The 18,454-nt window shown below is 34.7% G+C and carries 16 protein-coding genes; 9 read left to right on the top strand and 7 right to left on the bottom strand.

The genetic code is table 11. The features are described 5' to 3' along the window. Window positions 1-13: 13 nt before the first annotated feature. On the top strand, window positions 14-1,084 hold the full coding sequence (locus tag BR72_RS09305) for a hypothetical protein (protein WP_035432272.1): 1,071 nt from the start codon (window positions 14-16) through the stop codon (window positions 1,082-1,084). Window positions 1,085-1,157: 73 nt separating this feature from the next. Here the strand turns inward: BR72_RS09305 and BR72_RS09300 are convergent, their stop codons facing one another. Beyond that, window positions 1,158-2,141: a phosphodiester glycosidase family protein gene (locus BR72_RS09300; protein WP_035432270.1), complete on the bottom strand. Its 984-nt coding sequence runs from the start codon at window positions 2,139-2,141 to the stop codon at window positions 1,158-1,160. Between the two features lie 184 nt (window positions 2,142-2,325). Here BR72_RS09300 and BR72_RS27040 point away from each other — a divergent pair, with 184 nt between their 5' ends. Next, window positions 2,326-2,418, top strand: coding sequence for a putative holin-like toxin (locus BR72_RS27040; RefSeq protein WP_090996886.1), 93 nt, complete (start codon window positions 2,326-2,328; stop codon window positions 2,416-2,418). Window positions 2,419-2,662: 244 nt separating this feature from the next. Here BR72_RS27040 and BR72_RS09295 read toward each other — a convergent pair whose 3' ends face one another. Then, complete coding sequence (locus BR72_RS09295) at window positions 2,663-3,475, bottom strand: HNH endonuclease (protein WP_035432268.1); 813 nt, start codon at window positions 3,473-3,475, stop codon at window positions 2,663-2,665. Window positions 3,476-3,769: 294 nt separating this feature from the next. Here BR72_RS09295 and BR72_RS09290 point away from each other — a divergent pair, with 294 nt between their 5' ends. The 4 genes from BR72_RS09290 to BR72_RS09275 all read left to right on the top strand — a co-directional run bounded on the left by BR72_RS09290 (window position 3,770) and on the right by BR72_RS09275 (window position 7,748). Beyond that, window positions 3,770-4,852 carry an AI-2E family transporter gene (locus tag BR72_RS09290; protein WP_035432266.1) on the top strand — a complete coding sequence of 361 codons (1,083 nt, stop codon included), beginning with the start codon at window positions 3,770-3,772 and terminating at the stop codon, window positions 4,850-4,852. A gap of 233 nt (window positions 4,853-5,085) precedes the next feature. Continuing rightward, complete coding sequence (locus tag BR72_RS09285) at window positions 5,086-5,442, top strand: ArsR/SmtB family transcription factor (RefSeq protein ID WP_020061802.1); 357 nt, start codon at window positions 5,086-5,088, stop codon at window positions 5,440-5,442. Further along, window positions 5,426-5,866 carry a hypothetical protein gene (locus tag BR72_RS09280; protein WP_035432264.1) on the top strand — a complete coding sequence of 147 codons (441 nt, stop codon included), beginning with the start codon at window positions 5,426-5,428 and terminating at the stop codon, window positions 5,864-5,866. The genes BR72_RS09285 and BR72_RS09280 overlap by 17 nt, the downstream gene beginning before the upstream one ends. A 118-nt stretch (window positions 5,867-5,984) precedes the next feature. Further along, window positions 5,985-7,748, top strand: coding sequence for a SulP family inorganic anion transporter (locus BR72_RS09275; RefSeq protein WP_035432263.1), 1,764 nt, complete (start codon window positions 5,985-5,987; stop codon window positions 7,746-7,748). Between the two features lie 650 nt (window positions 7,749-8,398). Here BR72_RS09275 and BR72_RS09270 read toward each other — a convergent pair. Beyond that, complete coding sequence (locus BR72_RS09270) at window positions 8,399-8,539, bottom strand: YrzI family small protein (protein WP_035432261.1); 141 nt, start codon at window positions 8,537-8,539, stop codon at window positions 8,399-8,401. A 502-nt stretch (window positions 8,540-9,041) separates the two neighbouring features. On the opposite strand from BR72_RS09270, the gene BR72_RS09265 reads away from it, so the two are divergent. Beyond that, window positions 9,042-9,293 (top strand): hypothetical protein, encoded by a 252-nt coding sequence (locus BR72_RS09265; protein WP_197059935.1) that lies wholly within the window; start codon window positions 9,042-9,044, stop codon window positions 9,291-9,293. A 110-nt stretch (window positions 9,294-9,403) separates the two neighbouring features. Next, window positions 9,404-11,053 (top strand): M4 family metallopeptidase, encoded by a 1,650-nt coding sequence (locus tag BR72_RS09260; RefSeq protein ID WP_035432257.1) that lies wholly within the window; start codon window positions 9,404-9,406, stop codon window positions 11,051-11,053. A 499-nt stretch (window positions 11,054-11,552) separates the two neighbouring features. On the opposite strand, the gene BR72_RS09255 is transcribed toward BR72_RS09260, so the two are convergent. The 4 genes from BR72_RS09255 to BR72_RS09240 all read right to left on the bottom strand — a co-directional run bounded on the left by BR72_RS09255 (window position 11,553) and on the right by BR72_RS09240 (window position 15,707). Continuing rightward, window positions 11,553-12,812: an ATP-grasp domain-containing protein gene (locus BR72_RS09255; RefSeq protein WP_035432255.1), complete on the bottom strand. Its 1,260-nt coding sequence runs from the start codon at window positions 12,810-12,812 to the stop codon at window positions 11,553-11,555. Between the two features lie 14 nt (window positions 12,813-12,826). After that, the gene (locus BR72_RS09250) at window positions 12,827-14,071 is read right to left on the bottom strand and encodes an MFS transporter (protein ID WP_035432253.1); all 1,245 of its coding nucleotides are present in this window, start codon (window positions 14,069-14,071) and stop codon (window positions 12,827-12,829) included. Window positions 14,072-14,518: 447 nt separating this feature from the next. Further along, window positions 14,519-15,067, bottom strand: a complete 549-nt coding sequence (locus BR72_RS09245) for a methylated-DNA--[protein]-cysteine S-methyltransferase (protein WP_035432252.1) — start codon at window positions 15,065-15,067, stop codon at window positions 14,519-14,521. Beyond that, a complete protein-coding gene (locus tag BR72_RS09240) occupies window positions 15,057-15,707 on the bottom strand; it encodes a bifunctional transcriptional activator/DNA repair enzyme AdaA (RefSeq protein WP_035432250.1) in 651 nt (216 codons plus the stop codon). Before BR72_RS09240 ends, BR72_RS09245 begins: the two co-directional genes overlap by 11 nt. A gap of 594 nt (window positions 15,708-16,301) precedes the next feature. On the opposite strand from BR72_RS09240, the gene BR72_RS09235 reads away from it, so the two are divergent. Further along, a complete protein-coding gene (locus tag BR72_RS09235; protein WP_035432248.1) occupies window positions 16,302-18,386 on the top strand; it encodes a hypothetical protein in 2,085 nt (694 codons plus the stop codon). Window positions 18,387-18,454: the final 68 nt, after the last annotated feature.

Genomic DNA, 18,454 nt, shown 5'->3' with positions numbered 1-18,454 from the left:
AAGGAATGATTACATGAATCAAGCTATAACTCAGAAACGATGGTTAATCTGGCTTGCTATTACGAGTTTGATTGTCCTTTCGAATATTCTAGTTTATACATTACCAATAATGTCACCTTTACCTAGCAGAGTAGCACTCGGTTCTATGTTTGATTTTATACTTACTATTCCAATCGTCACTTACATTATTATTATTAGAAAACGATATTCACTAAAATACATCTTTCCTGTCATATTAGCAGGTTACGTGGCTGCAAGATTTATTATTCCAGATCCGTATTTTGAATCTTATCCGTTTATCACATACTTATTAGTGGCTGGGGAGATTGCATTTCTTTGCTTAGAGCTTTATCTTTTTTACAAAATAGCAAGGAAACTACCTGCAATTTTTTGCTCATATAAAAAATATAGGAACGTATATCCATCTTTTTCATATGCAATCGAAAAGGCAGTGTATCATTCCGTTTCCAAAAGTGTTGGTGTGAATGTATTCTTATCTGAGTGTAAGTTGTTTTACTACGCGTTATTTTCTTGGCGTAAAAAAGTACGTACAGGTTCAGAAGTGTTCACGTATCATAAAAAAACAGGTGCTATTGCATTTTATATTATGCTCATACATGCAACTTTAATTGAATCAATCGGTTTTCATTATTTTCTTCATCAATGGAATCCGGTTGTAGCATGGATTCTGCTAATCTTAAATATTTACGCTGTAATATTTTTCTTAGCAGAAATACAAGCAATTCGTTTATGTCCATATGTTGTAACTGATAAAGAGCTTATTTTACAAGTTGGATTGACGAAACAGCTTGTTGTCTCATTTTGTGATATCGAAAGCATCCATCATAATAAAGGAGCATTACCTTCTAAATCTGAACAAAAACAAATTTTTGATGCCTCGGTAAACGAGTTTATGAAAGAACCAGCAAAACTCGAAATCGTATTAGTAAAGCCAATGCGGGCAACTATGTTTTATGGGTTTCAAAAAACAGTAACAAAAGTTCACATCAATGTCGATGATGAGGGAGCGTTTTATGATACCGTTATGAATAAGGTTCAAGAGAGAAACAGTCATCATTCATAACATACTGTCTATACATGAATCCTTACTAGCCGAAAGCGTAAATACTCGGTTTATAAGGATTCTTTCGTATTGCCTATTCTTTTGGGATAATAACAAATGCATTTGGAAGATAGCGCATCCCTACAGACGTTTCGGTTGCTGGTTTTAATTGTAGCTTTCCTTTATAAATCATCGTTGCGGAACCTCCACCGTCTAAGGCAAACGCATCTATACATTTGTATTTTTTGAAAAGGGAAACCATATCTCTCATGGAAGCACCGCGATGGTTTTTGTTCCAATAAAACCTTCCGTCTGTTACAATCATGAAGACATTCCCTTCGGCATCTTGACCAATGCCTGTTCGTGGTGCCCAGCCAAACGCCTCTTCAATTTGATCTGTCACCATATTTTTTTCATCTACAATCAACTGCGGTTCGAACGCTACGGCTTGCGTTACGTTCATACGCTTTAACTCATTTATAGAATACATACCTGTAATGAATTGTCCTTTTTTGGTGAATCCACAAATAAGATTGCGTGTATCTTCACTAAAACCAGGCTCTGAACGAATCATACCATCAGAAAGTGCGATTCCGATAATTTGTCCACCTCGCCCAACACCTCCGGGATCTATAAAGCCTCCTGCATTGATACCTGCAATAGCTCCATTTTGTTCAATGAGATCAGATAACGGTTGTCCTTGATCATGATATTTCGTACTTACTAAATGAATGGTAGTGGGGTCATTTACTTTCATTACTTTTGCTGTGAAATGCGGATCTTCAATGGGCTCTACAGTTACAGATAATGGTTGTTTTTTATGAGGAAATAAACCATTAGGAAGCTTTGATTTTTTTGTTGGCGGTGCATAAATAGCAGTTTGAAGTTGATGAATTTCTTCTTTCGACAGGAGTAATCTTGCAAATTGTGGATGCTGTGATGACAGAATAGACCCTCCTATCATTTCACGCAGTTTATGGCCGGAATTTGTACCATATAACCAAATTATTCCTCCAGCAAAAACAATGAAAGTGATAATACTAATATGTTTTATACCTTTTCTTATCCCTTTACGCATATGGCTACCTTCTTTTTTCTTAGTATGTCACATTTGTTATTTCTCAACACAACAAAATAACCGGCAAATATAAAGCTTGCCGGTTTTCATCGTAAATAAATGAAAATTATGATAAAATGAAAGAGTAACTCATGGTCAGAGTGGTTGTTTTATTATCACTTCTCTAATGTTGGGAGGTGATAAATTGAGCGAACTTTCGTTGCTTTTGCAAGGCGGTCTTTTTCTCGTTGCATTGCTAACGTTTGTTGTGTTATTAATCGACAAGCTCAAAAAATAACAACCCACTCTACGCCAATAGAAGGTGGGTTGTTTAATTCATGAGAAACAAATAGGATAATGAATAATCCACTCTGCTGAGTTATATGGGACTAGTGTGTTGCCGCACGCTAGTCTTTTTTTATTTATATGCTAATTTAGTTTATTAATGTGATTGTATCGTTCTTTTCATTATTATAGCACAATCTTGTTTATGTAAAAAAGGAGAGCGTACGTTCTTCTTTTTGAAAGCAAATCAATTAGTTTTAAGATTTAATTCTGTTTGTTGGCTTAAACAATCCATTCATATATTCTTTTAAACTTTTTTTATAAAATACTTGGTTGTTTGCATCATTTACACCGACAATTGGTGACGGAAGGTCGTATCTTTTTTTAGACAGATGAACAACGACATCAAACACATCAAAGAAACGAATAAAGCAAAATAATCCATCTTTGTCACTTAACAAAATGAAATAATGGTTTTCACAGTCGGTACTTAATGTGTTCCACAATGAACTTTTGCTTAAATCTCGTACAATATTTCTATCTTTTAATTCAATGAAATCGATGTTTGATAAAATATTAGAAATTACAACTGCGTCGGGATCACTAATATAACCATCTATATTATGTATAGCGAATAAATAAGCCATTTTCAATAAGCTCATCTTATATTTGCGATTATCCAGAAGTAATTCACGTTGAATAGAACCCGCAACTTTCGTTACTCGTTCTTCTTTCCATATTTCATTATGAAGTGATATATCGTTTCTTTTACATAGTTTCATTATGAGAGAATTTGAGAATTGGAACTCATCAATATCCGTTTCTCCATTTGTATATTTTTCTTCATCATATATGTCTAGAAGAAGAGGAGAGTCAACTTGATGTTTGAGTTGATCTATTTTATACTGTATTAATTTATGGCTAATTAATATACGATCTATACTTGCTATTACGTTTTCATGGCAGGTTTCACACACTGTGTTGATATAGTAATATCCACATAACACTTCTGGAATTACATATTGTTCTGTACATTGTTTTTCATCTCTACATATACTGCATATTGGCATAGTTATCACCTTTTAGTTACAAATTTTTATCTTGTTATTTGCGGGCAATAATCTCCCATTTTACGGCTTTGAGAAATACAAAGGAGATAAGTAGGGGATAACTGCCCGTAAAGTCCGATTAGTTCAATTTATCATCAGTAGAAAATAAAAACACAACTGACAAAAGTTTTACCTTATATGTTTTTATTGTAGTTTATTTATTAATGTTTTGGAATAAAGAACGAGGAAATAACATATAAATTTTTGCTTCGATTTGTTACAATGATAAAAGAAATTTAAAAGGAGGCTCTTTTTTTGAAATCAAAAGTTCAATTTTGGACATTAGAAGTATTGATGGTTGTAGCGATTATTTTTATCTGTACAAAAATTTCGTTTTTATTTCAACCAATCGGTATTTTTATATCCACTTTATTTTTTCCCATTTTAATTGCTGCATTTTTGTATTTTATGTTTAATCCTGTCCTACTTTTTTTAGAAAATAAAAAGGTGCCGCGAAGTTTATCCATTTTGTTATTGTATGTCTTTATTATTACATTAATAGCTGTTGCAGTTGGCGTTGTAGTTCCAGTTGTATCTCATCAGCTGATGGATTTAGTAACGAACATGCCAACGTATATTAAAGTAGGGAAAGAATACATAGCAGATTTATCGAATCATAAGCTATTTCAATGGCTTACAACACAAGATTATGTTTCGTTAGCGACATTAGAAAAGAATGCTCTTTCGTATTTGAAAGAAATACCAAATACAATTACAGCGAGTGCAACTGCCTTATTTGGAATTATAACAAATGTTGCATTAGTTGTTTTCACAGTTCCATTTATTTTGTTTTATATGTTTAAAGATGGTCATAAATTCCCTGGAGCAGCAGTTCGTTTTTTCCCAGAATCATACCGTGAAAATGGACTTCGTCTATTTAAAGAAACGAATGAAACACTTGCGGCGTACATTCAAGGACAAGCACTTGTTTGTTTATTTGTAGGAGCTTTCACGTTTGTTGGTTATTTAATTATTGGATTGCCTTATGCATTTATTTTAGGGATTGTGGCAGCATTTACGAATATCATTCCAAATTTAGGTCCGTTTATTGGAGCAGCGCCGGCGGTTATTGTTGGACTATTTGTATCGCCAATGCAGGCAGTATGGGTTATTGTTGTGGTAACGATTGTTCAGCAATTTGAAAGTAATATTTTATCACCGCGAATTATGAGTGAGAAACTAAATATTCACCCTTTAACCATTATCATCTTAATTCTTGGTGTTGGAAATTTTGCTGGAATTATTGGAATGATTTTAGCTGTACCAACCTATGCTGTATTGAAAACAATTATTTCAAACTTAGTAAGGCTTTTTGAATCGAAAAAAAATAAGAAATAGAAAGAAGGCTGGTTACAGAGTGTAACTGGCTTTTTTTTGTTCTCAGTATAAATGTAATACAAATAATTAAAATATATGTATTACTGATTTGACTTTTAGCCGTTACATGTCGTCAAAAATTTGTATTGAAAATTATTCACGATAGCAGTATTCTATACATATTCAAATATTTGAAGATGTATAGAATACTGCTAAATTATTTAAAATGATAAGTAAGTAATGGAGGTGTTTGAATGGGAAATGAAATGCAACAGTTTAAGGCTGACTTTTTCAAAGCTTTATCACATCCTTTACGGATCCGTATTCTTGAATTATTGTCAGAGGGTGAAAAAAGTGTAAATGAACTTCAAAGCATTTTGAATAAGGAAGGTTCTGCCGTTTCACAACAATTAAGTGTATTACGTGCAAAAAATATTGTTGTCGGTACAAAAGATGGGAAACGAGTTTTATATTCGCTACGAGATCCAATGATTATGAACTTACTGGAAGTTGCACGAGCGATTTTTAACAACCATTTAATTGATACGATTTCGATGTTAGAAGAAGATGATAAAACCATTGTAAAGGAGGGGGTTGAGTATCGAAGTTAAGAAAGAAGTTATTATTCAACATGGAATTGAAGTATTTCGATCAGTAGGAGCTCATCATGTATGTGATGTTTGTATTAAAAGTGGGAATTCTTGTTGTTTTTCATGCCAGCATTTACAAGATGAAGTTGGGTGTCAAAAGAGAAATACGGCTTGTACAGCTTGGTTATGTGGGATTCAAAGTTTTTTATTTGATCAAATTGGATTATTGGATGGATGGAAGAGCTTTTGGAGTGAGGTTCCAGGTCAAAAGTTTCGTAGAGATAGTACGCCAGATAAGGTATGGATTAAATCCTTTATAGATACAGAGAAGTTAGATGGCCGAGAGGGGGAACTTCTAGCAGAAAGGTTGAAAATCTATGTGCAAGAGAGCGGAGATATTGGTGAATTAGAGTGTCATTTGAGCAAAACGTATAGTCAATATTAAGCTTATGCTTTCCTTAAATAAGAGCATGAAAAATGTATTTACAATCTAAATTTATTAAGAGGTAGTTAATCTTTCAGAAACAGCAAGATTTATTAATAATAGAAAAGAAGGGTTTATAATGAAAGGGTTATTTACAGGAAGATTTGAAGGATACTCATTGAGGCACTTTCAAAAGGATCTTCTTTCAGGAACGATTGTCGGAGTTGTTGCGATTCCACTTGCTATGTCTTTTGCTATAGCTTCTGGAGTTAAACCAGAGTATGGGATTTATACAACATGTATTGCTGGAATTCTTACTGCGCTATTTGGTGGTTCAAGGTATCAAATTGGAGGACCAACAGGTGCTTTTGTTCCGATTCTTTTAAGTATTGTAATTGCCTATGGATATGAAAATTTGTTACTGGCAGGTTTATTAGCCGGAATTCTTTTATGTCTAATGGGTATCTTTAAATTAGGATCTTTAATTAAGTTTATCCCACGTCCTGTAACAGTTGGTTTTACATCAGGTATTGCTGTTACTATTTTTACGGGACAAATTGCTAGCTTTTTAGGTTTAACAGGTATAAAAAAGCATGAGGCATTTATAGCAAATCTGAATGAAATCTTTATTCATATTGATACCGTCAATTTTTACAGCATTATAACAGCTTTTATCTGCTTTGTTGTTATACTCGCAACGCCAAAGCTTTTTCCAAAAGTACCTGGTTCATTAGTAGGTATAATCATTTCAACTTTAATTGCAACGGTATTTTTCTCGGGTCATGTACCAACTATTGGTACAGCGTACGGTACGATACCCAATACACTTCCGCAGTTTCATGTACCAGAAATCACATTAGAACGTATCAAATTGCTGATAGGTCCGGCATTTGTAATTGCGATGCTCGGTGGTATTGAATCTCTTTTATCTGCTGTCGTGGCAGATGGAATGACAAATAGTAAACATAACAGCAACAAAGAACTGATTGGTCAAGGAATTGCTAATATTGTCACGCCATTATTTGGAGGTATTCCAGCAACAGGAGCGATCGCTCGAACAGCGACTAATATTAAAAGCGGGGCTACTTCACCTATGTCAGGTATTATTCATGGGATTCTTGTTTTATTAACACTTTTATTACTAGCTCCATATGCTTCACATATCCCACTTGCAAGTATGGCTCCTATTTTAATGGTAGTAGCTTGGAACATGAGTGAGCAAAAACATTTTGCGCACATCGTTAAAATGAAGAGTGGAGATTCTCTTGTATTAGTTGTAACATTTTTGTTTACTGTATTTACGAGTTTAACAACAGCAGTAGAAATTGGTCTTATTTTAGCTATTATTTTATTTACAAAACGTATGAGCAACATGCTAGTCATATCTAAAGTGCTTCCAGATCATTCAAGAAAAAATGAAAAATTGTTACCACATGTGGTGAATAAAACTCATGATTGTCCGCAAATTAGTATTTATACAATAGAAGGTCCGTTATTCTTTGGTGCTGCTCAAACATTTGAACAAAGCATTTTAGCAACTATTCACTATAAACCTAAAGTTTTAATTTTACGAATGGGAAAAGTTCCTTTTATTGATACGACAGGAGAGTCTTATTTTAGAAATATTGTTCATTCGTTTAAACAACAAGGTGGAATACTTCTAGTTGCAGGAATTCAACCTGAACTAAAAACGACTTTAGTTAGAAATGGACTGTATGCTGAAATTGAGAAGCAGAACTTCTTTGAGCATACAGGGGATGCAATTAACTACGCTTTAGAACATTTGAATGTGAACAAATGTATGGGCTGTAAACATTTTGCATTTCGTGAATGCAAGCACCTTTCTCATCAACCTCAGAAAGTGAATACAGTAAAAGATAAAGCAAATGCACTAGATTTTTAAAAAGGAATAAAAAAAATTGTGAACAAGGTTGCCTATATTTTTATATAACAACCTTGTTTTTGTTTGCCCGTCAAATTTTATCCCGCTATTCGTGGGCAGTAATACTTCCACCTCAAAATTCAGCGAAAGCATTGTCCAGCTCTAGCGGCTCGTTCAGAAGTTAGGTGGGAGATAAACTGCTGGCATGCGCCCGGTTGGTGAGGGCTGATAATCAGTGAGGGATGAAGAAAACCCCACTGATTAAAGTTTCAATTTATCCAAGAAAAGTCCGTTTTGTAAGAGTTTTTCATCAGTGGAGAATGAAGTGTCTTCACTGATTTTATACTATCTTTTTAGTGTTTTTATAATATATAAATCCATTTTCATTCTTCAACATCTAAGTCGGTGCAATGCAGAATATAACATGACCGCTCCTTGCTTTCTCCTTTTGTTTGAAACTTTGCCTGTGGCAGAAAGAGGCTCTGACCGCTTCTATGCATGGCCAGATGCTCTCGCCTGCTTAAAAAGAAAGAGTGTTTTTATGTCGATTTTTTACTTTGTATTCATATAGTTCTGTTATGCGGAGTCTACCTCTACAATCCAAATCATAATTTTCCACTTAGATAAAATCATTTTAAATATCTCCTTTCATCGCTATTTGATATTCATAATTACAGATGGTTATAAAACGATATTTGGCGATCTTTTACTTCGTCCACGATTTGTTGAACACGTTGTTTCTGTTCAAGTTCTACTTCAGATAAACGAGCTTTTTGAATCGTAATCGTTAAAAAGAATACATGAAATGTCATATGTTTTTACTCCTTTCAAATATAAAAAATTGTGAGAATGTGAAAATCGCACAAAAAAGCCACAGGAAGATAGAGTGTTCCTGCGGCATGGCATGAAAAAGCCACAGGAAGGCATTCGACCTCCTGTGGCAGAATAATTCAAATCAAAGTAAATACGATTTTCAATTCTCCATATGGGTGGTCGAACATCTATTTAATTGTGAAACAAGTGCTACATATACAGTTAATTTCATCATATTATTCGACCTCCTTTGGAATTTTTTTCTTACGTAAGTAAGTATATACAATTAGGTAACATTTGTAAACCCTGAAATTTAAAAATAGGATAAAAATTTTGAATTTTGATGAAAGTGTACAATTTTTAAGATAGATTTCTTAATGAACGGCGAATATTTAGTGTGTGGAGGGATAAACTGAAATTCTCTTATTCTTGAGGGGTGAACTTTATTTAATAGCAGGTACAAAAAAATTAAAAAAGTTTGACGGAGGTAGAGTCATTGTCATGAGTTTTCAAACGGATTATTTTTTAAAAACAGCAATAAGTACAGTGTTATTTCCATTTACGGCGGCAAATCTGTACATTAGAAAAAAGAATGAAACGAAGGAACCAGGAAGTATTGTGAATGTGGATGGTCGCAGCATTCATACGATTATTTCTGGTGAAGAGAATGGAAATCCTACTGTTATTTTAGATGCAGGATTGAGTGGTAATTGTTTAGCTTGGTGTCTAGTCCAGCCTGAATTTCCTGTCTAAATTTTCTATAATTTCAGATAGGAGGTTGTATACTATTATCACTAGAATTATATAAAAGTGTTAAAAAACATAGAGATGTGTCAAAAAAATAGGGATGGGGAGTGGTATTTTTGAAAAAGAAGGTTTTATCTTCAACATTAGCTTTATCTATGGCTTTAGCGACATTTGCGACATTAGGCACGTCACGTACATATGCAGCAGAGCAAAAAATTCAATACAACCAAGAATTTCAGACACCATCTTATATTGGGGAAGAGTGGAAAGCACCAGAAGGACTAGATAAAAAAGAAACTGTGTTCGAGTATTTAAAGAGTAAGAAAGACATGTTTCAATTAACAGGAAATATGGAGAAACATTTTGAAATCGTTAGAGAAGAAAAAGACGCAGAAGCAGAAACAACTCATGTGAGGCTTATTGAAAAATATAATGGTGTTCCTGTATATGGCTCTGATCAAACAGTAGCACTTGATAAAAATAATAATGTGAAAGCATTTTTTGGACAAGTTATCCCGAATTTAGAAAATAAAAATATCCCATCAACTGCAAGTATTTCAGAAGATGAGGCTGTAAATATTGCGAAAGCTAGTATTGAGAAAGAGATTGGAAAAGTAGATAACTATGATGGTATTAAGAAAGATTTATACGTATATGAAAAAGATGGACAATATTATCTTTCCTATCTTGTAAAAGCATCTGTTTCAAAACCAGCACCAGGCTACTGGTATTATTTTATTGATGCAACAAATGGAAATGTGATCAATAAATATAATGCGGTCGATCATATTACTGGTTTTGGATATGGTGTTTTAGGAAACAGACAATCATTTGAAATTGTTCAAAATGAAAAAACAGGTGCATTTCATTTATTTGATGGCAAACGTGGAAACGGTGTTTATACGTTTGATTGGAGAAATTTGAATAAATACTTTTATGATTCATCATTACAAGGACTGGGATATACAGGTTATGAAATTGAAAGTAAGTTCAAGTTCTTTGCAGATAAAGCAGGTGTTGATGCACATGTAAATGCAGAAAAAGTATACGACTATTATAAGAAAACATTTAATCGTAATTCCTATGATAACAAAGGAGCAAAGTTACGTTCTGTTGTTCACGTAGGGGAAAACTGGAATAATGCTGGGTGGAACGGTGTGTATATGAGTTATGGTGATGGAGATGGAAAAGAATTTATTCCATTTTCTGCAAGCTTAGATGTTGTTGCCCATGAGTTAACACATGCTGTAACAGAGCATACAGCAAATTTAGAGTATCAAGATGAGTCTGGTGCATTAAACGAATCGTTTTCGGATATTTTCGGTGCGATGGTGGACCGTGATGATTGGGAGGCGGGAGAAGATATTTATACACCGGATATATCAGGAGATGCGATGCGTTCTTTAAGTAATCCTGCTTCTATTCCAAACCCATTAGAACCAACTGAAGGTTATCCAGATCATTACAGAAAACTTTACACTGGTCCATATGATAATGGCGGTGTTCATATTAACAGTAGTATCAATAATAAAGCAGCATATTTAGTGTCTGAAGGTGGCTGGCATTATGGTTTGGAAGTAAATGGTGTTGGTCGCGAAGCTACGGAAAAAATTTACTATCGTTCCCTTACAAAATATTTAACTGCAAACTCTAACTTTAAAATGATGCGCCAAGCTGCACTTCAAGCTGCAGAAGATTTATATGGTAAAAACTCTAAAGAAGTACAAGCTGTAACGAAGGCTTATGATGCAGTTGGTATAGAATAAGACATGAAAAAGACCTGATATATAATGTCAAGTCTTTTCTTACTGATCAATCGTGAATGCCCGGTGCAATTTTCGCTACGCCTTTATAAACTTATAAAGTATTTATTAAACGATATTGTAAATCTAGGCATTATTATCATAAGTAAAGAGCCGATTTTTTCCTGTTAAGAGTAAATCGGCTCTTTAATATTTAAAGAATGTAATTAAAAAACTCACAAACAACGAGTCAATTTTCTGAAACAGAAAAAATGACTTGAAGTATCTTCCATAATGATTTTCATTTTAATTACTTCTTGTTTATATATTTTTCATTAAATTCATAAGACAGTTTAAGAGTATTTAGCATGGTACCTGAAATTAGATCGTGATTTAACTCTATAGGTATCCTTAGCTCATAATGATCATGTTGTACTGGTAACCTAATTTTTGGGTTAATAGACACACGTGGTTTAAATTGTCCTTTTTCTTAACATAGACCAGTCATGTGCCACATTCCTTTTTAAATATATTTTTTAAAAGAAGGTTTCCATTCTGACAAATCCTGATAAACAAACGTTATATTGTCACATATTTTATCTGCAACTTCGTACATATGTTTTATATCATTAGCCGTAAATAATATAGATCCTTTGCGCTGAGTACTGTCTACAATAGTTGGTATGGTGTCGCCCTCTTTTATTAATAGATCAATTAATATCACTTCGGATATGTTATCTAACCCTTTATACTTGATTTCTTTTAAGCAACCTGGTTTTGGAATCAAGCTTAAAGACATAGCTTGACATTTTGAAGATACACATCTAAACTCATCTATAGTCTCAGTAGCTAACGCATCATAATAGTATCCAAATTGAGATATGCCGGTTGTTAGTTCTACCATGTTCCAAATGTTACCGCCACCTATCCTGACTTGAGACTCTATGATTATTGGCTTATTTTGTTTGTCTAACTTTACTTCTGTATGAGTAATGCCGTCTTCCAGTTGCATGTCGTTCAAAAATAGCATTACTTTCTCAATGATTAATTTTTTTTGAGATTCATCTATAGGTGCCGGCATAATAGTATAGTTTATTATAAATGTATCTTCTTTAAATATTTCAGCTGATATAGCTAGTATAGAGTGTTTTTTGTTATAAGAAACGGCTTCGACCGTATAAACTACGTCACCTTCAACGTACTCTTCCACTAAAATAGGTAGTTGAATACCGTTATCTTTAATAAATACCTCTACGTCATCTCCCATGTCTAGCTTAGATACTCCTTTACCACCTGCGCCACTCGGGGGCTTTATTATAATACTATCTTTTTTGTTCAAAAATTCATCAATGTCTTTTATGTTATTGCAAACTATTGAATCTATCGAAAAGTCTTTGCCTGCTAGAATTTCACGCATCATGTCTTTATTGCGGGTTATCATATTAGCATTGTAAGAAGATCCTTTAACATTAAAAATTTTTGCAATTATGCAAGCCGTATCTAAAGCTGCTTCGTTGAAAGATACAACCACATCAAACGGTTTCTCTTTGTACAATTCTTCAGCATAGTATACACACACGGGTATGTTTGTTGTGTCTATTTCTTTTCTATAGAAACACTTTTCTAAGATAGTTCCATCGAAATATATGTGTTTAGTGTAAGACCCTATATACGAAACAGTATACCCCCTGTCTAAAGCATCTTGTATAGGCTTTGTCCATCCCCCTATAAATAAAACGTGTGGTGTATTTCCTATGTCAGTTCCTTTTGATACTTTATACATCATAATCATCTCCTCTAAATTGAACTCGTATATTCAATGTTGGTACCTTTTAATACGCCTCGTCTTAACAACACCACTAAACACAATGTTGTTCCGAATCCCCCTATAAATAACGTAGTTTGAAGCCCAAATATAGAAACTAAAAATGCACTAGCAAAACTTCCCAATGCCCAAGCACCCCAATTAAGCGTACGCTGCATTGCATTTACTCTGCCTAGCATGTGACTTGGTGAGGCAAGTTGTCGTATGGTTGCAGCGTAAGGGCCAAATACGCCTTCTCCCATACCATGTATGATACTTGCAGCTACTATACCGTAAACGGTTCCCAAATATCCCATTATCGGTATAAAGGACAGACCGATAACTGATACAGTAGCACTATAAATAAGCATTTTTGTATTATTAATTTGTTGACTTTTTTTCAGGAGTATCGTATTGCCTATTAAAAATCCCACCGCTGCCGAACCTACCACAAAGCCTATGTCAAGTTCAGATAGACCCATTACCTTATAAAGGAATATTACTAAAATGCTATTTAGTATGTATTTAAAAAAACCATACACAGCGCCACAGCTTACAATTGGTTCCAATACAGGGTGTTTTTTGAAATATATTAAACCTTCATATATGTTTATATATATAGATTTTATGTTTATTTTTCTTAAAGAGCCCTCTGTATGCGGTTTAAACCTTGAAATAAATAATACACACACAAAACAAACAAAATACGTTACTGCGTCAACAGTGAATGAGCCTGTTAATCCAACTAGAGTAATAACGATTCCTGCTAGCATAGGACCAATTACTATAGAAAGAGACTCCGAAAGGGCTAGTTGAGCATTTCCTTTTTTTAAGTTGTCTTTATCTGTTAATATTTCCGGTAAGAAAGAAGGAATTGCAATGTTGTAAAACGTGGTAAATATTCCATTTAAAAACATGAGAAACACTAGTATTGGGAATGTTATTATATTTGTTACAGTCAATATGAATACTGATAAAAATAAAACGCCTTGACATATACTACAAATTAGCAAAGCCTTTTTTCTATGAAGGATGTCTATCAAAGCACCGGCTACTAATCCGAAAATTAGGTAGGGTATGAATATAATTCCACGAAGCAAGGCAGCATTCGCCTCACTTGTTTCTAGCACCTTTAATGCAAAAAGAGGCAAAGCCACTACTGTAAACTGGGTACCTAACAAACTTATAGACTGTCCTAGCCAAAGCTTGTAAAAATTAAAGTATTTTTTATTTTTCATAATACACCTTCTTTCATTCATATTTATAAATTACCTAGTTTACGATATAAGTAAGATCAGGCGAACGCACATGAGTCCGCATTTAGAAGAGGCGACAGTTTGGCGTTGTCCTGTTTATCCCGCATTAACGGGCAGTAATACTCCCACCTCAAAATTCAGCGAAAGCATTGTCCAGCTCTAGCGGCTAGAATCTCCGGCCGTTTCGCCCCCCCGGACGAGGCAAAAAGCGCCTCTCTGTCAGGGGCTCCAACGTCCTGCGATTCTGAACGAGCCGCTTCCGCTTTTCTTAAGAAGTTAGGTGGGAGATAAACTGCCCGTAAAAGCCCGATTGGTTCAACTAATAATCAGTGGGGGATGAAGAAAACCCCCACTGATTAAAGTTTCACTTTATCAAGCATTTGATGTAGCTTGGCCCAGTAGAGTTCGGCTAAAGATGTTATATGCTGATCAGACATGTTGTAGCTCCTTCTCATTGTTTGTGGAGCCTTGTTCAAGTTCCAACAGTTGCGTTTTCATTTCCATTCCGCCGCGATAGCCCGTCAGCGATCCATTTTTGCCGATAACACGATGGCATGGAACAGTAATCAGGATCGGATTGGTTCCAATGGCCCTCCCAACTGTCCGAACTGCAGTTGGTTTTAGAATTTGTCGAGCAATATCCGAGTAGGATCGAGTTTGACCGTACGGAATATCACATAGTGCCTTCCATACGGCTTCCTGAAAAGGTGTGCCGTGATAAAAGATTGGAATGGTGAACCGATTGAGCTTGCCTTGAAAATAACGAACAAGCTCATCTGCAAAAGGTTGCAATTTTTCGTCATCTCGAATCAGGTCGTTTTCAGGCAAGTAATGATTTGCCCATTTCACCAATTCTTCGAATGGTTTATTTTGCGATCCGACAAAACATAAGCCTTTTTTTGTTGCGGCAATGTACACCTTCCAGTTTTCATAAGAAAACAACGACCAATAGAGAGAACTGCTTTTTTTAGGTGCCATTTGAAAATGCCTCCTTCAAGTGTTGTTTTTGCTGTCTACGATAAGCCTCCGGCGTTTGGCCGGTTTTCCTCTTAAACAGCGTAATAAAATAAGGTGTATTGGAAAGTCCGACAGACTCACCGACTTCAGCAATTGGGTCATCAAAAGTAGTCAATAACATTTTCGCCTTTTCTATACGGACATGCTGGATGTAGTCCACCGGGGTCATGCCTTTGATTTTTTTAAAGGTTCTATGCAAGTGATAAGGGGTTCCGTGACTCAGAAGCGCAAGGACTTCAAGCGTCAACGTTTCATCGCAGTGGCTATCCATATATTCGGTTATGAAAGCAATCCACTCCTCATCGGGCAATCTTTTCCTGGTTGGCTTGCACCGTTTGCAGGGACGAAAATGTGCAGCTAGTGCTTGATCAGCATTTTCAAAAAAGCCAATGTTTTCTCTTTTGGGTATTCTTGATTTGCAAGAAGGGCGACAAAAAATCCCCGTTGTTTTCACTGCATAAAAAAATTGTCCGTCATAAGAAGCATCATTATTGACAATAGCCTGCCATTGTTTATCAGAAACAGGGACGGATAGAATTGGCTTGTCAGAGTCTGGGTGTTGATTAGTTCGTTTCGGATTTGTTTTCCAATCATATGTCACTTTGAATCACCTCTAGCTTCAGTATAACCCTGAAAACAAGTTATTGTATGCATTTTGGAATGTAACAGCAAGATAACGAAATTATAATATTATCAGGTAAATATTAACACTTTAATTTCACTTAAATTGAGAGGCAATCTATTGGATTCTAAAATAAATTTATCCCGCATTAACGGGCAGTAATACTCCCGCCTCAAAATTCAGCGGAAGCAAAGAAGTTAGGCGGGAGATAAACTGCCCGTAAAAGCCCGATTGGTTCAACTAATAATCAGTGGGGGATGAAGAAAACCCCCACTGATTAAAGTTTCACTTTATATTAGATTGAAAAATTTATAATTTGGTTTTATCGTTTTGGGGTAGTGTATTCTTGTTAGCTTGGTGGGCATGTGGCGGTAATCCTATAAAATCTAGGGCAGTTATTTAGATCTAGTTAGTTAAAAATTATTTGTCTAAGAAGCTCAATGATTCTATAAAAAAGTAGAAACATTGAGCTTTCTGTTTTTCATAGATTGCGTAATGAAAATGGGAAATATATAAATTACAAGTGAAAAATATGAATAAAAAGAATACACTTGTAGAAAGGGGGGATCGGGGATGAAGTACTGGAAAGATGATATTTTTAGAATACTTGGAGTATGGTCTTTACTTGCTGCTTATATCGTTTTAACAATGTCGATGCGTTATTCGTGGTTAACGGTGTATCAAAGTTTAGTGGTATTAGGAGTACCTATTATTGCAATCATCTGGAATTTTGCGGTAAGAAATGTACTTTTTGCAAATGTGTTGTTTATAAGAGGAATGCGTATAACCTTATATCTCGCCTATGCGTGGTCATGTTGGATGCTTCGGAATATTTACGGTATTGAAAATGAGAAAATTTGGCTTTCTATTAGTTGGCTACTTCCAGTATTATATCTTTATTTTACTGACAGAAAACCAGAGTGGTATGTGCTTGGCGGCGGAGCATTGCTTTTCTTTTTATCAAATATAGATGAAACGACGTGGTTTGTTGTTTCGCACAAATGGCAATCTATTATGATAACAATGGCCTCAGTTATTTGGTACTGCCTGGAACGAAAAATGCTGGGCCGCTATTTATTTTATACAGCTAGTCTATTAGGGTTATGGGTGATATATCTTGAATGTTTATATGAGGGAGGAGAGCCTAACTATTGGCTAAAAGTGTTGTGTGCAATCATCATGACAGTCACATACATGGTTATATTCAAAAAAATACAAGAAGGACATTTATATAAAATAACAACTGGTGCAATCTTAACGGCTTGGTCGTTGTATGCATTAATAGACATAACGAATTTATTTGTAAATTTAACTATGAATCTCTCTTATATATTGATGGGGCTTGTCGGTTTGTTTGTTCTTATTTCGCAAGTATTTTTCACTTGGCAAGAAAAAAAGAAACAAACGAATGCAAATCCCCGGAAAATAGGAGAATACGTGCTATATGTTTTAGTGAGCTCAATAGGAAGTGTTCTTTTTCTTGCGAGTCTTTACTTCGTATTATGGGAAACAGTAAGAGAAAGCAGTGTAATCATGATTGTAAGCGCTATGCTAAGTGTGCTTGGAATTTGGGGATATAAAAAAATAACAGCAAAATTTTTGCGGGTTTTTTTATTTGTTTTCGCTATCACAGCAGGAATTACAACCATTGTAACAAATCACCATTACATATGGGGAGTGTTGTATGCGAGTTGTATTTTTTTGTATTGGCTATTTGCGAATCATAAGGCAGAACAATATAGTTTATGGTGGTTATTAGAAGGAGTCATAGTAAGTGAGTGTATGAAAGATACGGAATATACAATAAGTATGGGGTATCTCGTGCTCATTCATATCGGATTTTTCATTTTTGCGATTGTGCGGAAAAATAAATTTTTAATACGAAATAGCGTTGGATTTGGAATGATATATGTATTTTTCTATTTGTTAGGGAAATATGAAGGTGCAGATCCTTGGTTTATTATGAGTGCACATGGTGGATATATATTACTCCTTGTACTGGGCATGTTGTTTGTAAAGGATATCGTAATAAAGCGGATTGGCATTGTTATTTATTTGTTTACGAATCTTATAATGTATGAAACAAATTACATTGGAAACTATGGATTGAGCTTGATGCTGTTTCTGGCAGGGATTGTATTGTTGCAAACAAAAAAACAGCAAAAACAAGAGAAAATTAGTAAATATAACGGAATATACAAGAAAAAACACGTATGGTTAGTAGGGGTACTTTCCGCTTTTATGTTACTAGGTACTGTTGCAAGGCAAGAATGGAACTATTATAACAGTAATATTGTATTGCTGGAATTGGAAAATCCAGTTAATGAAATGAGAGATATGAAAAAAGTATGGTTTTCTTTCAAAATAGAAGTGGAAGCAAATGAGATGATGTTGAAACGCGAAACAATAAAAGAAACAAAAACACCAGTGTTTATAAAATTGAAAAAAGAACAAGACAAGAATTATCGTATAGATCAAATAGAGGTTGGTGACTATCCGAAAGAAAAAGGAATCTGGATAAAGGGATATATGAATTATGGATATGTTACGATTGGAAGTACACGTGAAGTTCCTGTTACTCTCGTAAAAGGGGAAGGGATATATGCAAAAGTACAAATTGCGAAGAACGGAAATAGTAGAGTAATCGAAATTCAATGACATAAGGTGTGCATGGATAAGAAGTGGTAGGTTTAAACGGGATATTAAGGAATAAGGATTGTAAATCG

It is taken from the genome of Bacillus sp. UNC322MFChir4.1 (assembly GCF_000746135.1).
Classification (GTDB): domain Bacteria; phylum Bacillota; class Bacilli; order Bacillales; family Bacillaceae_G; genus Bacillus_A.
The sequence above is the reverse complement of the archived record's forward strand: the minus strand, read 5'-3'. Positions and strand labels throughout refer to the sequence as shown.

Coding starts and splice junctions, on each gene's coding strand:
- BR72_RS09265 (WP_197059935.1), top strand. CDS start 9,042: ATGAGTTTTCAAACGGATTATTTTTTAAAAACAGCAATAAGTACAGTG.
- BR72_RS09275 (WP_035432263.1), top strand. CDS start 5,985: ATGAAAGGGTTATTTACAGGAAGATTTGAAGGATACTCATTGAGGCAC.
- BR72_RS09285 (WP_020061802.1), top strand. CDS start 5,086: ATGGGAAATGAAATGCAACAGTTTAAGGCTGACTTTTTCAAAGCTTTA.
- BR72_RS09255 (WP_035432255.1), bottom strand. CDS start 12,812: ATGTATAAAGTATCAAAAGGAACTGACATAGGAAATACACCACACGTT.
- BR72_RS09250 (WP_035432253.1), bottom strand. CDS start 14,071: ATGAAAAATAAAAAATACTTTAATTTTTACAAGCTTTGGCTAGGACAG.
- BR72_RS09235 (WP_035432248.1), top strand. CDS start 16,302: ATGAAGTACTGGAAAGATGATATTTTTAGAATACTTGGAGTATGGTCT.
- BR72_RS09245 (WP_035432252.1), bottom strand. CDS start 15,067: ATGGCACCTAAAAAAAGCAGTTCTCTCTATTGGTCGTTGTTTTCTTAT.
- BR72_RS09270 (WP_035432261.1), bottom strand. CDS start 8,539: ATGACATTTCATGTATTCTTTTTAACGATTACGATTCAAAAAGCTCGT.
- BR72_RS09300 (WP_035432270.1), bottom strand. CDS start 2,141: ATGCGTAAAGGGATAAGAAAAGGTATAAAACATATTAGTATTATCACT.
- BR72_RS09295 (WP_035432268.1), bottom strand. CDS start 3,475: ATGCCAATATGCAGTATATGTAGAGATGAAAAACAATGTACAGAACAA.
- BR72_RS09305 (WP_035432272.1), top strand. CDS start 14: ATGAATCAAGCTATAACTCAGAAACGATGGTTAATCTGGCTTGCTATT.